13 protein-coding genes are annotated in these 14,913 nt (G+C 43.8%); 5 read left to right on the forward strand and 8 right to left on the reverse strand.

The features are described 5' to 3' along the window. Positions 1 to 62: 62 nt before the first annotated feature. Positions 63 to 1,718 (forward strand): helix-turn-helix domain-containing protein, encoded by a 1,656-nt coding sequence (locus tag ACFWMP_RS03750; protein WP_379422030.1) that lies wholly within the window; start codon positions 63 to 65, stop codon positions 1,716 to 1,718. Here the strand turns inward: ACFWMP_RS03750 and ACFWMP_RS03755 are convergent, their stop codons facing one another. Genes ACFWMP_RS03755 through ACFWMP_RS03770 form a run of 4 tightly spaced genes read right to left on the reverse strand, consistent with a single transcriptional unit; the run spans position 1,719 to position 4,633 of the window. Then, positions 1,719 to 2,444: a hypothetical protein gene (locus ACFWMP_RS03755; protein WP_341053859.1), complete on the reverse strand. Its 726-nt coding sequence runs from the start codon at positions 2,442 to 2,444 to the stop codon at positions 1,719 to 1,721. Further along, the gene (locus tag ACFWMP_RS03760; protein ID WP_379422032.1) at positions 2,441 to 3,154 is read right to left on the reverse strand and encodes a fluoroquinolone export ABC transporter permease subunit; all 714 of its coding nucleotides are present in this window, start codon (positions 3,152 to 3,154) and stop codon (positions 2,441 to 2,443) included. Before ACFWMP_RS03760 ends, ACFWMP_RS03755 begins: the two co-directional genes overlap by 4 nt. After that, on the reverse strand, positions 3,151 to 4,005 hold the full coding sequence (locus ACFWMP_RS03765) for an ABC transporter ATP-binding protein (RefSeq protein ID WP_042187029.1): 855 nt from the start codon (positions 4,003 to 4,005) through the stop codon (positions 3,151 to 3,153). Before ACFWMP_RS03765 ends, ACFWMP_RS03760 begins: the two co-directional genes overlap by 4 nt. Position 4,006: 1 nt before the next feature. Then, complete coding sequence (locus ACFWMP_RS03770) at positions 4,007 to 4,633, reverse strand: TetR/AcrR family transcriptional regulator (protein ID WP_341144883.1); 627 nt, start codon at positions 4,631 to 4,633, stop codon at positions 4,007 to 4,009. A 171-nt stretch (positions 4,634 to 4,804) separates the two neighbouring features. Here ACFWMP_RS03770 and ACFWMP_RS03775 point away from each other — a divergent pair, with 171 nt between their 5' ends. The 3 genes from ACFWMP_RS03775 to ACFWMP_RS03785 all read left to right on the forward strand — a co-directional run bounded on the left by ACFWMP_RS03775 (position 4,805) and on the right by ACFWMP_RS03785 (position 6,884). Then, entirely contained in the window at positions 4,805 to 5,716 is a 912-nt protein-coding gene (locus ACFWMP_RS03775) for a helix-turn-helix transcriptional regulator (protein WP_042187025.1), read from the forward strand. 79 nt (positions 5,717 to 5,795) lie between these two features. Next, positions 5,796 to 6,311, forward strand: a complete 516-nt coding sequence (locus ACFWMP_RS03780) for a DinB family protein (protein WP_339247117.1) — start codon at positions 5,796 to 5,798, stop codon at positions 6,309 to 6,311. 3 nt (positions 6,312 to 6,314) lie between these two features. Continuing rightward, the gene (locus ACFWMP_RS03785) at positions 6,315 to 6,884 is read left to right on the forward strand and encodes a YdeI/OmpD-associated family protein (RefSeq protein ID WP_379422035.1); all 570 of its coding nucleotides are present in this window, start codon (positions 6,315 to 6,317) and stop codon (positions 6,882 to 6,884) included. A gap of 136 nt (positions 6,885 to 7,020) precedes the next feature. Here the strand turns inward: ACFWMP_RS03785 and ACFWMP_RS03790 are convergent, their stop codons facing one another. The 3 genes from ACFWMP_RS03790 to uvrA form a co-directional block, all read right to left on the reverse strand. After that, positions 7,021 to 7,551, reverse strand: a complete 531-nt coding sequence (locus ACFWMP_RS03790) for an HAD family hydrolase (RefSeq protein ID WP_339247115.1) — start codon at positions 7,549 to 7,551, stop codon at positions 7,021 to 7,023. Between the two features lie 20 nt (positions 7,552 to 7,571). Further along, positions 7,572 to 8,585, reverse strand: a complete 1,014-nt coding sequence (locus ACFWMP_RS03795; RefSeq protein WP_379422037.1) for a LacI family DNA-binding transcriptional regulator — start codon at positions 8,583 to 8,585, stop codon at positions 7,572 to 7,574. Positions 8,586 to 8,849: 264 nt separating this feature from the next. Beyond that, positions 8,850 to 11,354 carry an excinuclease ABC subunit UvrA gene (uvrA, locus tag ACFWMP_RS03800; protein ID WP_379423495.1) on the reverse strand — a complete coding sequence of 835 codons (2,505 nt, stop codon included), beginning with the start codon at positions 11,352 to 11,354 and terminating at the stop codon, positions 8,850 to 8,852. A gap of 261 nt (positions 11,355 to 11,615) precedes the next feature. Here uvrA and ACFWMP_RS03805 point away from each other — a divergent pair, with 261 nt between their 5' ends. Further along, positions 11,616 to 12,053: a MarR family transcriptional regulator gene (locus ACFWMP_RS03805; RefSeq protein WP_231573481.1), complete on the forward strand. Its 438-nt coding sequence runs from the start codon at positions 11,616 to 11,618 to the stop codon at positions 12,051 to 12,053. 98 nt (positions 12,054 to 12,151) lie between these two features. Here ACFWMP_RS03805 and ACFWMP_RS03810 read toward each other — a convergent pair whose 3' ends face one another. After that, positions 12,152 to 14,905, reverse strand: a complete 2,754-nt coding sequence (locus tag ACFWMP_RS03810; RefSeq protein ID WP_379422039.1) for an alpha-mannosidase — start codon at positions 14,903 to 14,905, stop codon at positions 12,152 to 12,154. Between the last annotated feature and the right edge of the window lie 8 nt (positions 14,906 to 14,913).

Consider the following 14,913-nt stretch of genomic DNA (forward strand, 5'->3'; position numbering starts at 1 on the left):
TTTATTTTATATACAATGAATTAATTGATAATGATTCTCACCAAATGAACGGAGGCTTCCTCTTGCTGCAAACATTACCCGTCGCTGCACCGCTCCGCTCGTTGCTGTTTCAGCTGACTGATGCGGAACTACATATTCAACCGGCAGGCTCTTGCTCTAAGACTCTTACAACTCACTTTTATAGACTTCTAATATTCACTGGCGGTAGTGGACAGCTGATCCTTAGCGATCAAACCATAACACTGACTACAGATACGTGTTATCTCCTATCTCCTGGAACTTCCTATAGCACGAACAATCAAGAGACGACTCTTTATTATTATCTCATCACTTTTACAGCAATTAATAATGCCGAGTTTCCCGAATATTATTCAGAGGAACTCCTTCCGGGTAGGCAGGAACTAATTGTCCACCCGTTCACTAGGGTAATCCGCCTTGCGGAAGATCTGCTTATGAGTAAAAAAAATGCCGATGATGTGCTTTTTTTTAAGCGGCAATTAAAATTCCAAGAATTGCTGCTCTTACTCTTTGAGCATAATTATCCTTCCGAGCAGGTGCCAAGTCCCGCGGATTCCGTGGAAAAGACCATCCAATATATGCAAGATCACTATACGGAGAGTATCACCGTGAAGCAACTGGCTGAGCTCGCAGGGATAACATTGTGGCAATATACTCCGATCTTTCAAAAGCTTACCGGAAAAAGACCGCTCGATTACCTGACCGAACTGCGCATTAACCATTCGAAGCGTTTCCTTCTGGAATCCTCTGAACCGCTGCGTGAGATTGCTCGTCTGGTTGGCTTCTCCGATGAATATTATTTCAGTCGCCGGTTTCGTCAAAAGACTGGAATTACACCCGGACAATATGCGCATCAGCAAGGTCGGAAGCTTACTGTGAAAGACTGGACTGGCCATGAGGTGGATATTCCGGAGCGTCCAAAGCGCATTGTCTACCATGGTGAGACGCTTGGCGATCTGCTCGCATTAGGTATAAAGCCTATCGGAGGAGATGAAGTCTTTGCATGGAACAGAGTCTATAAACATCGACTTAAAAAGCTCTCTAACGTTGGCTTTCCTCTGGATCCGAAGCTTACCGCTTCATTAAATCCTGACCTAATTATTATAGCTAATTCAGATGATAAGGCCTATCGAGCAGTCGTCGACATCGCCCCGACACTTACCTTTGATTCATTTGCTCCACTTGAACACCGTATGCGGACACTTGGAAGCTGGTTAGGTAAGCAGCACGAAGCAGAAGCATGGCTGGATTCATTCGCAGCAAAAAATGCTGCCATGTGGCAGCAGCTTTATATGAATACTCTTCGACCTGGAGAAACAGCTTCTGCATTGATTTATGACCATGGAAATCATCTATATGCTATGGGAATGTCCGGTTTGTCTACTGCTCTCTATGCCCCTAACGGTTTACAGCCCACAGATGAGATCAAAGCGATTCTCGATGGAGAGTTAGGATTTGCAGAAGTCGATCCAGCAAGGCTGCCTTTCTACGCCGGAGATCATATCTTTATGCTTATTCCGGAACGTCAAGACTCGCGAGTTGCTATGGAGAAACTACTAGACAGCTCACTATGGAAGAATATACCCGCTGTACGTAAGAGGCAAACTTATCTGCTTGACGGAAGCAAATGGAACTATGGAGATGCTTTAACACGTGAAAAGCTTCTAACGCTGTTGCCTAAGCTGCTTGGAGGAGGCTAATCAATCAGCTCTTTTAATAAAAATCCTAATCATGATGCTCAGAAGACTCAAGTGAAATAGAAGTCCCACCATAAAGTATGCAAGCACAATAAAACCACTAGAAGCTTCTATAACAAAAAATAACTTAGCAGGCCAATAGGTAGGAATCCACGCACCGATAAATTGCCATGGTGATGGAACAAAATAAGCTACGATTGGTCCTGCTATAAACAGACCACCGATCTTTGATAAAGCTAATCCTTCTACCTTATTTGCAGCGAAAGAAGCTAGGAATAATGCAAAACAAGGGGCTTCAAATGCTAATAGTATAAGGATGTATATATGCTCTAATTGGAAGCTAGATAAGCCGGAGACTATAAAAAATAGCGATGAAAGAAATGTACATAGAAGAGATGGAAGAACTAGACGATACACCATGTACCCTCTGCGCATTAATGGTGTAACCGCGTAATAAGAGATGACATTCTCATCTCTTTCATCAAGCATTAAAAGACCTGTCATCATACCGGTTAGCATGGGAAAGGTCATGACTAAGAAAATCGCAGCAAAGCTACTATATTTATATAAATCGAAAGCATAACCGTTCGTAAGCCAATCGGCTATCATTGGAAATCCAAATCTTGAGACGACTAGAAGTGCTAAAGGAGCAAAGATGCCGACCATAAGCACTGGGTCCAAACCAGTATGCCGGATATCGCTTATAAAAAGCATACGATACTTCTTCATTTTCTTGCTCCTCCCTTACCTATGCGCATCATTACATGATTTTCGAAGGACATTTTTGCCCATACGTATATCACAACATTCCATAGCAGTAATATCGATATGGAGTAGATGTAATTGCCAAATGACATAGCCGAGGTTCCCGAACGCAACAAGCGAAGTGTTCCTTCCGTAGGAAGCCATAAAAAAAGTTTGGAGTTCCACACCTTAAAATAACCAAGCAATGGAAGTATAAAAGGCAATGCGAATACTTGTGATAGTAGAATGAAACCATTAATTGTCTGGCAACGAGCCACAACTCCAATCGACAATAGCGTCATAAAGCTTGACGTTAGAATGATTCCAGTAGAAAAGCCAAACGGGGATTGCGGAATCCCGCTTGCTACTACATGAATAACCCAAGCGGCTAACAGGGATAGTACAGACAATGAGCCTGCTTTTGAAAGCAAATATTCTCTAACACGAATCGGAGTAACAAATAAAGGATCATGGATGCCCTGGTCTCTTTCCAGCAGCACAATCCCCCCTGCGAGAATAAGCCCTAAAGCACTCGGATCGCTAAAGGTCAATAACAACATCGTTTGTTCTCGATAATGATCAGGAATAAGATGCAGCAATACCAAATAAAACGCACAGATAATGACGTAGATCCAATAAAACCCATGCCTCCATTGAAACCGGATGTCAAAGGCAAACGCAGATCTGAATCTCATGTTAACTGCCTCCCAGTTACGTCAATAAATATTTGCTCCAAAGACGCCTCCTGCGAATGAATGGTTTCTATTGGATGTTCACGAACAAGCTTTAAGAAATATTCATTCTCCCCTATATCATCAAGTGAGAATTCCTCATTTCTAACTTCATTATGATGGCGGTATTCCAGCCGCACTCGTTTTTTTCCATTTAGAAGCTTAAGCTCCCGAGGAGAATCAATCAACTTAATCTGACCGTCTACAATAAAAGCGACCCTGTCGCAGAGCTCCTCAGCGGCTTGCATATTATGTGTTGTAATAATTACAGTTGTCCCATTTGCCTTTTTTTCCAGGATTAAATCCTTCATTCGTTTCGCATTAACAGGGTCGAGCCCGGAAGTGGGTTCATCCAGAAATAGAATTTGCGGGTTATTTAAGAGTGCTCTACAGAAATTCAGCCGCATCTTCATCCCCTTCGATAACTGGGAGACCTTCAAATTTGCAGCTTCAGTGAGATTTACTTGCTCCAGGAGAAACCTCGGTTCCGCTGTTCTCCCTGAATACAGAGAGCGAAATAGCTGCAAATTTTCCAGCGCAGTAAACTTCGAATAGAAATTTGGAAACTCAAAGGCTACCCCTATTCGCTCAAAATACTCCGGTCCGGTATTTCTTATTTCCTTGCCCATTACGTTAACGCTGCCGAGATAATTTTTTAAGACTCCAATTAGTATTTTTTGTGTTGTGCTTTTACCCGCTCCCGAAGGACCGAGAAAACCAAACACTTCTCCTTGAGGTATGGAAAAGTTAAGTCCACTAAGGGTTGGCTCTTTTATTTTTGGGTAGGTAAAATGAAGCTCCTTCACTTCGATCATTTCATACTCCCCCAGTCATATTATCCTTCAAAGAAGTCATCCCCTCAGCCAGAACCCCTATCAAAAGTTCTATAGTTGCCTGATAGCGTTCATCACCGATCTCTTCCTTATGCAAAGACAGAAGGACTACAGAGCGAATCATGCTTACGATTAATCCCGGGTCAATCCCAACCATGATACCTTCGGCTTGCCATGATTGAATGAAAGGAATAAAAAAGTCTTTATCCTCTGTAAAATTTTGTTCCAACAACTCATTAGGTAACTTTCTTAATAGCTGCTCCATTTCGCTTCTTACGAACATCTGGCGGACGATCGGACTCTCTTCCATCATGCGGAAAGATTTCAGTAAAAATAATCTGATTTCTTCCTTATTTACAGGCACGCCTACGCTAAATGAATCGAACATTGTACTACGAATTCGTTGTTCCTCTTCAAGCAATATGTGATAGAACAATTCCTCTTTCGATCCAAAGAACATGTAAAACGAACCTTGCGCAATCCCGGCAGCTTTTGTTAATTCTTCAACACTAGTTTTTTTAATGCCATGTACTTCAAAACAGCGGCGACCTTCTGTCAACAATTTATGTTTAATCCATTCTCTTTCTTGTTCTGTGAATTTCTTAGGCATACATCTCAACTCGCTTTTATGGTTTTATGAATAATTTTATTTTATATTCACAAGTTAACCCGCCAACCATATTTTGTCAATCTATTTCTCTGTAAGCGCCAAATTAGCTTGAAAAATCTATGCTATAATCATGCAGTAACACGAAATGGACTAATGGGTGGGAATACACAAATGAAATTGGAACGTTTGATTTCTATGATCTACAAGCTGTTGAACCACGAAGTTTTATCTGCCTCCAAGCTGGCTGAAGAGTTTCAGGTTTCCCAGAGAACTATCTATAGGGATATCGATGTCATTTGTGCCGCAGGCATCCCGGTCGTATCGTATCAGGGAACTAAAGGCGGATATGGCATCATGGACGGATATAAAATGGATAAAAGCCTGCTCCGTTCTTATGATGTCACTTCTTTGATTACCGTGCTGAACAGTCTCTCTTCCGTGTTTGAAGACGAACAAGCGCAAGGAACCATTGAACGGCTGCAAACGATTGGAACAGAACAACAGACTTCTAGTCTAGCGGTGGATTTTGAAACACGTCGTATGGATCCCGATGCACTTTCTCTTTTACGTACGGCTATTACGGAACGAAATATCGTCCGTTTTGATTACATCAATGTAAAAAACGAACGCACAGCCCGTAATATGGAACCAGTAAAGCTTCATTTTAAATATAGCAACTGGTACATCTATGGTTATTGCCAGGAACGACAGGATTATCGAGAGTTCCGGCTATCCCGGATGATGAATTTGCTTCTGACACAGAATACCTTTCATTCCCAACATGAGGTACCCATAGAGGCCGTTTGTTCAAACAGGGTCGATCAGGTTGAGGAAGTCGTGATCCGGGTGGGACCTGAGGCTTTGGCAGAAGCGCTGGATCAATTTCACCAGGTAGATAAGGAATTTCATACCGATGAGAGCATGACGATGCGAATTCCTGTGTATAAACCATTGGAAGCCCGCTGGCTATGGTCAATTCTGCTAAGTTTCGGCAGCGGCGCTGAAGTCCTCGAGCCTCTTGCACTGCGAGGTATCTTAAAAAAGCAGTTGCAAAATACCCTAAATCTTTATGAAGAAGTATGACAGTCTGCTGTCATACTTCTTCTTTTATATTAACAACAGCTACAAAATAATCTATCACAACTCAAAAGGAGATCATACAATGACCAATCATCCAGTAGAAATGTTTAATTACCACATTTGGGCGAACCAAACGATCTTGGGAAGAATCAAGGAACTCTCTCCCTCTGTGCTAAATCAAGAAGTGAATAGCTCTTTTCCCACCATCGCTCATGCCCTTAGCCATATCTATGCGGTGGATACGATGTGGTATCTGGTTTTAACAGGCACTGGTATGCCTGAGGCTTTTCAAAAAAGTATCCCGCTAAATATGAGCATTCTAGATTCGGTTGATGAATACGCTAATCTTTTTGCCCAGCTATCTGAACAATACAAAGAATGGATACAAAACCAAACCGATTTGGAGAAGACTATTCTACTTGATAACCCATTCGCTGGAATCCGGCAAACACGTCTATCAGAAATTGTGCTGCATACCGCCAATCACGGGACTTATCATAGAGGTAATATATCTACTATGTTACGTCAGTTAGGACACGCTTCTACCATGAACGACTATTCCCTTTTTTGGTATCAGATGCCTGCGGAAGCTATTTAATTTATGCAGATTGAAAATCTAATTAAAGTGAAATCGAGAGAACATTTAAGAGCTTGGCTTCAGGAAAATTGTAAGACTGAAAAATCTTGTTGGGTACTCGTAAGTATGACGCCAACCCCAGAAACATTGCTATATTTGGATGTGGTTGAGGAATGTTTGTGCTTTGGATGGATCGATGGAGTGAAAAAGAAAGTTTCTGAAACGGAGCTGGCGCAGCGACTGTCTCCCAGAAGCAAACGAAGCTCTTGGACAGAATTAAATAAGGAACGTGTCCGCCGCCTCAATAAACTGGGGTTAATGAGTGACGAAGGAAGAAAGGTACTTCCGGATATGAACCTCGCTTCTTTTAAAGTCGATAGGGTCATAGAACAAAGGTTAAAAGAGGAGCAGGAGGTATATGAGAACTTCTTAACCTTTCCCGCTCTTTATAAAAGAGTCAGGATCGACACGATACAAAGCAATACACATCAACCAGAATTATTTAAGCGTAAATTAGATAAATTTATAACAAACACTAAAGAAAATAAAATGTACGGTCAATGGCATGATCATGGACGGCTTCTAAATTATTAAACTGCTAGATCATAAGAATGCTTTGTAACTCTTGCAGATTGATTAATAAAGATGAGAAACCCAGTCATTCTCATGACCTTGGGTTTCTCTTTTTATATTTAAATATGGAAAAATAGCATAATGAACGACTTCCAGCTTACTTGAGCTCAGCGTTCAGCCTCTCAATCAACTCTAGCAATTGCAGCGGCTCACTAACTGTATACGTCGGACGCTCAGTCTCATCTGCCGGCTCATGGGAATAACGGGGCGTCCAGCTCTGAAAAATGCTGGTGATGCCTAGCGCATTGGCCCCCTTCATGTCACGGCTAAGATTGTTGCCAATCATAACGGTACGGGAGAAATCCGCTTCAGACAAATCAAGCGCACCAATAGCAGCCTTAAACATGCGCGGGCTTGGCTTGACTGCTTTGATATTCTCGGAAATAATCATGGCGCTGAAATAATCGCTTAGTCCATGCTGCTTAAATACATTTTTGAAGGATTGCGCATCACCGTCTGCAACCAGAGCAAGCGTGTATCCTCTCTCATACAGGGTCTGAATCGTGATATCTGCTCCCGGAATCAGATCCGCACTCTGTACGATTCCTTCTTCATCCCTAATTTCAGTCGATTCATCAACAATGGTATCTCCGCTGTCAAAAAAGATAATTAACCTTTTCTCGTCCATGTTCTCAATAACCGTCCTCTTTATTTAATGGGTGAGTTGCCTGTGGATTCTCGGATCACCAGTTCAGGCTGCAATACAATTCTTTGCTTGATATCATCTGTATGATCCAGACTGCCGATCAGCAAATCAAATGCCATCTTCACCATCTGATTCATCGGTTGAGCAATAGTTGTTAACGTTGGATTCGTCACGGTTGACAAAATGGTATCGTCAAAACCAATGATAGAGAGCTGTTCCGGTACAGATATTCCCTCTTCCTTCGCAGCCTGGAGTGCGCCGATGGCAATCAAGTCGTTGCAACAAAATAATGCTGTCGGACGCTCCACGCCGCGGAGAATCTCGGATGCTACCCGTTTACCGTCTTTGATATTCGACTCACACGCAAAGATATTCTTCGGGTCCAGTGAAATTCCAGCCTCAAATAATCCAAAGCGGAAACCCCTGACCCGCTCAAAGCTGCTGCTTACATTGAAATCCTCGGACAAAACCGCCATCTTGCGATGACCTTTTTCAAGCAAATGTTCAGCGGCAATAGCGCCTCCTTTGAAGTCATCGTTCAATACACGGTGGACAGCTATGTCTGCGGTCTCCCGCGCAATCATAACAATGGGGAAGGATTTCTCTACATGCAGCGCCAAAATATCCGCATTTCCCACACCTGTTCCGATCAGAATACCGTCAACATTTTTTTGCTCCAACAGCCGAATGTATTTCTCTACGCGTTCATCTTTGTTATCTGTGCTGCACACAATAACACTATACCCCTCGGAGTGTGCCAGATCCTCTACGGTTCTAGCTATCTCGGAAAAAAAGGGATTCGAGACATCTGGAATAAGAAGACCAATGGTATAGGTCTTCTTCCCCATTAGTGCCGAAGCAATGACACTGGGCTGATATTGCAGCCGCTTCATCACCTCAAGGATTTCATCTCGCTTCTTGTTGCTTACTTTTCCTTTACCGTTAATCGCATTGGAGACGGTAGCAATTGATACGCCCGCTTCCCTGGCAACATCATATATCGTGGTCGTTTTCATGGCATTAACCTCATTATAAATATTAAGTGGATCGGAGTCTTTGCATCCTCCCTTCACATAAGTTAAGCGCTTAACCTAATGTTACTATGACGACAGCAATAAATTCAATTCATTTTTCTTGGAGGTTTAGATACTTCGTCTTCTGCCGCTCAATGCTAGGCTTGGTGAATACGCCGGAACACACAAAGAAGTGCCCCGAAGCCATGAATTGTATGGCTTCGGGGCACTCTCTTTTTTCCAAATGGATATCTGATTTAAAATGGATTAAAGCCCCTCAGCCAGAATCCGTTTCAAAAACATCCCTGTATAAGATTCCTGTACTTCAGCGACCTGCTCCGGTGTGCCTTCAGCTACAAGCTTACCTCCAACTGTGCCCCCTTCAGGGCCAATGTCGATCACCCAGTCAGACTCCCGAATCAGTTCTAAGCTGTGCTCCACAACAACAACCGTATTTCCCGTATCTACCAATTTGCTCAATAAGGTATGAAGTTGCTTGATGTCTGACGGATGTAGACCTGTCGTTGGTTCATCGAGCAAATAGAGCGTATGATTTTTAGATGGCTTGCTCAGCGCTTTGGCCAGCCTGATCCGTTGTCCCTCGCCGCCTGATAAGGTTTTGACAGATTGTCCCCATTTAAGGTATCCAAGACCCACCTCACATAACGTCTCAATAATACCGGCCATTTTGGCCTCCGACTTAAGAATTGGCAAGCTTTCCTGTATAGACATGTCCAACAGATCTGAGATTGAGAAGCCATCATACTTCACCTGTAAGACCTCATCCGTAAACCGTCTTCCTTTGCAGGCGTGACACTTTACTTCTAGATCAGGCAGAAAGTTCATGTCTACGGACAATACACCAAGTCCCTGACAGGTTTCGCACCGTCCCCCCGGTGTGTTAAAGGAGAAATGCTTGGAGGTCAGTTTTCTTTTCTTCGCCTCTGGCAAAGCCGCAAATAACTGACGCAGATGTGTAAATACATCGGTATAGGTCGCTACATTTGAACGCTGCATCCTACCCATGGGTGATTGGTCAAAGATCACAATACTCCCGACTTCACCTAGACCCGTAATCTCCTTACAGCCTGTTTGTTCATGACCATTAGAGCTTCCTTGCGCAAGGATATCAAATATAAGCGTGGACTTACCCGAACCCGAAACCCCTGTTACAGATACAAGACAACCAAGTGGAATGGAGACTTCTTGAATATCAATATTCCGGTACTGTGCCTGCCGGATAGTGATCTGCTTTCCGTTCCCTTTTCGGCGAATACGTGTGGGAACTTCGAGACGCTCTTCTCTGAGATAAGCTCCTGTAACCGAAAGCCCGCTTGCCATCAAATCTTCTAAACTACCTTCACCCACAACGATTCCACCATGCAATCCAGCACCTGGACCCATATCAATAATATGATCCGCAGCACGCATCATCTCAATATCATGTTCAATAACGAGCACAGTATTCCCAAGATCACGCAGCTCCTGAAGCACACGAATAAGGCCAACTGTATCCCGAGGATGTAGTCCCGTCGTCGGTTCATCCAGAATGTATAACACACCGGTCAACCCTGAACCCAGCAGTGATGCTAGACGCAGGCGCTGTGCTTCCCCGCCAGATAAAGAGACTGTCTGCCGGTTCATGGAAAGATAACCTAGGCCAACATCGATAATCCGCTTTAGTCTAGTAGGCATATCATGAAGGATCGGTTCAAGTAGATGTAGACCTTCGGCAGGCAGTGCCGCCTCCAGTCCTTTCGTCCACTCATATACCTCACTAAGCGACCAGTCGGATACATCTATGATCGATGCGTCAGCTACTCGAACTAGACGAACTTCTTTTTTCAGGCGAGCTCCTAGGCATTCCGGGCATTGCTGCTCATGAAAAAATCCGCCATCTTTCTCCTGCGTACCAGCCTCCCCTTCCTTCTCCTTATACCGCCGCCACAAACCGGGTATAACACCTTCAAACTTCGTCCCTTGGATTGGCTTAATATTAGGGAAATGGCGTTTAAAAGCTTCACTCTCCACACCGTAGTAGAGCAAATCACGCTGAATCTCACCGTAATCCTTCAACGGTTGATCCGGGTCAAACACAAATCCGAAATGTTTTCCCGCCGCTACTAATATCCGCATCTGTATATCCCGATGAACGCCATTCAGAGAAGCTACTCCCCCCTCTTTCATGCTAAGCTCTGGATTAAATACCGCTGCTTCATTTATAGTCGCCACAGACCCAAGTCCACCACAAGCTTCACAAGCCCCTTCCGGTTTATTGAAGGAAAAATGTGACATGCCAAGTTTCTCAAGCTCAGCTCCGCAATGCGGACAGCCCATCGACTGACCTTCCATTTCCTCGTCTTCTTCTATTAGTAGCCCCCTCGCTTCAAAAGAAGGTGGTATGCTACCCTTGCAAGAAGGGCAAATCCGCTCCCCTAATCTAGAAAAAATAAACCTGACAAAGGTATAGATGTCAGTTACAGTCCCTACTGTCGAGCGTGGATTACGATTCGTAACATGCTGTCCAACGCTAATGGATGGAGACAGTCCAACAATGGACTCGACCTTTGGTTTACTGATCGTATCTGAAGTCATGCCCATGGAATCTAAATACTGTCTTTGGCATTCCCGCTGAAGTGTATCCATAGCTAACGTCGATTTTCCTGATCCCGAAGGTCCCGTCAGAACAACAAGCTTATACTTAGGAATCGTGAGCGAGACATTCTTCAGATTGTTCTCTCGTGCACCTTTAATAACAATAGCTTCTTTCACCATGATTCCCCTCTCAATTAAAGCAATCACACCTAGATATATCTCTTATCCATAACCATTTACGAATGCTGTCATACTACTTTTTTTTGCAAAAGTATGCTTAATTCGATAGAATGTATTTGTAAAATAACACATTTCAAAATAACTTCATAATCAAATATCTTGATTGACGAGATATAAAGATTTTAAAAGGGGCGTTATCCTTTGTCAAGCCATGAACAAGTACAACCTACACCAGAGCAAGAACAATTCACCTTACTCATGCGTGGTCTGGGAACACGAACGGTGGTATACCAGCAAAACGTAGCCGCCTCTCTTGGGTTATACAATAATGATTTTTTGTCTGTGGATATCCTGCGTGAAAAAGGCCCCATTACCGCTGGAGAGCTGTCCAAACTAACTGGACTTGCCACAGGTAGCGTTACTGCATTAATAGATCGTCTCGAAAAAAACGGATACGTTCGCAGACAAAATGACCCTAATGATCGCCGTAAAGTAATTATTGTCCCGTTGTATGAAAATAAAGAAGATGTCATTGACACGTACATGCCACTTCATACCGCTATGGTTAAATTGGCTGCTTCCTATACGGATGAAGAACTTGCCCTCATTTCACAATTTTTAGGCAAAGCCAGCACCGTTCTAGACGAGCAGATTGATCATCTCAGTTCCCCAACGCGTAGTAAGTCTTCTTCTTAAAGCTCATAGTTATAAACTTAAAAGGACGATAACCAAAGAGTCGAATGACTTTTGGTTATCGTCCTTTTGTTAAATTATAAGAAAAAAATAAGTTAATTCTATCTCCGAATACCAATCGTTACAATTTCGCATGGACCGATCTGTAAGGCCGAACTACCTTTCTCTTCGCTAGAGAGTGGGTGGCTCTCCTCTTCCAGGATCGACGTCTTATAGAAATACTGCTGCGGTATCGTTGAACGGATGGTCAGGTCGGTACTTTGCTGACTCATGTTGTACCAGCGAAGCAGCAGGTCTCCAGTCTGCTCGTTCATTTTTAGAGAGGAAAATGCGAGCTCCTGACTCTCCCATTCGAATGGAGTATACACCGGAGCAATCGCTCCTTCATGTACATCAGTCTGACATACGACCCAAGGAATCTGGAATTGATAAGCTTCAGCAAAAGCACCTGAGGTTATACCATCTCCTGTGTGTGGGATGAGCTCCATACGTACAACATGCTCTCCGAGACATTGCGCTTCCGGAGTTGGGAACAGACCCCAGTCTCCCAGTTCACCCACGCTACGGAGTAATGTAATCGCAATGGTGTTACGACCATCTCTTAGCACTTCATATTCATTTAATCCAAAGTTAGCGACGGTTAGACCGGCTGTTTCATTACTGATATCAACAAAGGCCTGCTGATGCTGCGTGTTACTCGGATTCATCCATTCTGTAGCTGGCTCAATATTCCGCTCCGCAACCTCAAACATCGAATCCACATGATGTGTGACGGCGTTCAAATCTGTCGGAAATAACACACGAATCCGGTGATCTTTGGCTTTATTGTCTATCGTCGTTTCGATATGCAGCCCTTTCCCGCCCCGCTCCAAGCTAATTACGGTACGAAGTTTAAGAATGACTGTGTCACTACTGCGCTGCGCTTTCCGCTCGGGGTAGTACACAAGGGCACGCTGTTCCTCGTCCAGCTTATTATCTGCTGAGGCTGGAATCTCCCAGTCATGCTTAATTTCCACAGATGCTCGATAAGGTGTATTTTCCAAAACGCAAATATTCGCCTGTAGTCCCTTGGTCGTTAAAGCTTGTTCACCCTCTGGCTGTTTATACATGTATTCATTCCCGATATCACCTGTGTTCTCATACACACCAAGATCCCGGTAGGTCATGCCACTGGCTTTGTCACTTAGCGTAAATGAACCATTATCATGGATCACTACTTTGATGGCCTCATTCTCCAACACCCGATCCCCTTGAAGCAAAGATTCAGGAGCTATAGGCAACCCTGCGTTAGCACGACGAACCCACGCATATGCACGAAGACCCAGCGCCGGAACTTGCACAGCTTCAAAGGTAAGTCTTACTCGGCGGCACATATAGGGCTGGCGGAATTTATCGTCAGGCAAATCATAACCAAACTGAAGACCCAAATCCTCCATCTGGCATGTAATGGCATTCCCTTGATCGTCTGCTAATTCACGACCGTTTAAGTCAATATCTTTCATACGGCTGGCCGTTTCTTCTAGAGAGAAACCCTCTCTCAAATAGAGACGTGCCGCATCAATTTCTATGCTCACTGTACCCGTGCGTCTCCACCCTGTCATATTCATGACTACTAACGGAAGCACTTCTTCACCATATGCTGCAAAACCGGACGTATTCACAGCTTCAGCGATCATGCGCTTACTATCATCAACAATGGTCTCTGCTACATGACGGCTTTTATCAAAGCGTGTTACCATTTCGCGATGTACCTCATCCACGCTGCAGCCACAAATGCTGTCGTGAGGATGGTTCTGCATTAACGTCTTCCAGGCATAGGTGAACAGATGATGAGGGTAATCTTTGCCCAATACATGTGCGAATGAAGCGAGTGGCTCAGCCACCTTTTCAAGCAAGACTTGCCCTTCCTGATTCATCTGTTTCAAATAGACACGAGCAGATGCAGTATTCACTAACGTCCCCCATCCGTCAGTGTGCTGGCTCCGCAGTTCGCCCTTTACGGTCGACAAGTTGTTGTGATCCATTACATCTTCTACAGCTTTAAGGTAATCAGGGAAGTTGGAATGGATAAATTCCATATCTGGATATAACCGCTTCGCAGTTTCAATAGCCTCCGGCAAATCCAGTTGAGCCGGTTGATGATCGCAGCCGTTCATGAATAATAACTCGCCTGTAGAGGCAAATTTCCGAGCATCTGCTAACTTCTTCTCCCAGAACTCTTTTGCCTCTGCTTCATTCACTGGCACTTCGTTTCCGTTCGAATACCAATTCGCAAATAGAATTCCAAGTACTTTCGATCCATCCGGACCTTCCCATATCAGCTCAGAGAACGAAGATTCATATCCACCGTCCGATACTGTATTGTTGAACCCAGTCGGCTTTACACCTCTTCCAAAAAAGGCATTATTGATGCCTGATTGCTTCATTAATTGTGGAGTCTGACCCACTAGACCAAAGGTGTCCGGAAAATAACCGATCTTAGAAGGTTCACCGTAACGCTTCGAATCCTGATGACCAATCTGCATATTACGTACATTTGCCTCTCCGCTGGTAAGGAAAGCATCTTGCAGAATATACCAAGGTCCAATCAGAAGACGACCTTCCGTAATATGTTTTTGTAGACGATCTTGATTCTCGGGACGAACTTGAAGATAATCTTCCAGAATGATTGTCTGTCCGTCAAGATAAAAACTCTTAAATTCACCATCCTCATCCAATCGATCCAGCAATTCATCGACCAGTTTAATCAGGCGTACATGATGCTTTTCATATGGAAGATACCATTCCCGGTCCCAGTGAGTATGAGAAATAATATGGGCAGTCTGAGGTTTAATAGATTTATTTGAGCTATCCAATGTGAAGA

The sequence above is a fragment of the Paenibacillus sp. NPDC058367 genome (genome assembly GCF_042723305.1).
In the GTDB taxonomy this organism is placed as follows: Bacteria; Bacillota; Bacilli; order Paenibacillales; family Paenibacillaceae; genus Paenibacillus_AQ.

Excerpts from the sequence above, each read along its gene's own strand:
- ACFWMP_RS03755 (WP_341053859.1), bottom strand. The coding sequence starts at position 2,444 with ATGAAGAAGTATCGTATGCTTTTTATAAGCGATATCCGGCATACTGGT.
- ACFWMP_RS03760 (WP_379422032.1), bottom strand. The coding sequence starts at position 3,154 with ATGAGATTCAGATCTGCGTTTGCCTTTGACATCCGGTTTCAATGGAGG.
- ACFWMP_RS03765 (WP_042187029.1), bottom strand. The coding sequence starts at position 4,005 with ATGATCGAAGTGAAGGAGCTTCATTTTACCTACCCAAAAATAAAAGAG.
- ACFWMP_RS03770 (WP_341144883.1), bottom strand. The coding sequence starts at position 4,633 with ATGCCTAAGAAATTCACAGAACAAGAAAGAGAATGGATTAAACATAAA.
- ACFWMP_RS03775 (WP_042187025.1), top strand. The coding sequence starts at position 4,805 with ATGAAATTGGAACGTTTGATTTCTATGATCTACAAGCTGTTGAACCAC.
- ACFWMP_RS03780 (WP_339247117.1), top strand. The coding sequence starts at position 5,796 with ATGACCAATCATCCAGTAGAAATGTTTAATTACCACATTTGGGCGAAC.
- ACFWMP_RS03785 (WP_379422035.1), top strand. The coding sequence starts at position 6,315 with ATGCAGATTGAAAATCTAATTAAAGTGAAATCGAGAGAACATTTAAGA.
- ACFWMP_RS03790 (WP_339247115.1), bottom strand. The coding sequence starts at position 7,551 with ATGGACGAGAAAAGGTTAATTATCTTTTTTGACAGCGGAGATACCATT.
- ACFWMP_RS03795 (WP_379422037.1), bottom strand. The coding sequence starts at position 8,585 with ATGAAAACGACCACGATATATGATGTTGCCAGGGAAGCGGGCGTATCA.
- ACFWMP_RS03805 (WP_231573481.1), top strand. The coding sequence starts at position 11,616 with ATGCGTGGTCTGGGAACACGAACGGTGGTATACCAGCAAAACGTAGCC.